This is a genomic window from Amphritea pacifica (assembly GCF_016924145.1).
In the GTDB taxonomy this organism is placed as follows: Bacteria; Pseudomonadota; Gammaproteobacteria; order Pseudomonadales; family Balneatricaceae; genus Amphritea; species Amphritea pacifica.
This window is the reverse complement of sequence record NZ_JAFFZO010000252.1, coordinates 1-255: the sequence shown is the minus strand read 5'-3', so window position 1 is coordinate 255 and position 255 is coordinate 1. Positions and strand designations below refer to the sequence as shown.

1 pseudogene is annotated in these 255 nt (G+C 56.9%); it reads right to left on the bottom strand.

The window, feature by feature from the left end:
- A pseudogene (locus JW499_RS23305) lies at nt 1–255 on the bottom strand (isocitrate lyase); the annotation flags it as partial.

Here is a 255-nt window from a genome sequence, read left to right as displayed (position 1 = left end):
CGATCTGACCGACGTGAGGCTTCTCAGTCTCGATCCACAGCAGGTCAGCACCGTTCTGCAGAGATGTGATGCAGTCCAGTACACAACGGTCTTCACCGGTGCCGGCACGGAACTGGAACAGGTTAGATGGCAGACGCTTAGGACGCAGCAGCTTGCCATCACGGTTCAGTACCACATCGCCGTTCTTCATATCGGCAGGGGAGACTTCTTCGCAATCCAGGAAGCTGTTGTACTGGTCACCCAGGTCGCCCGGTT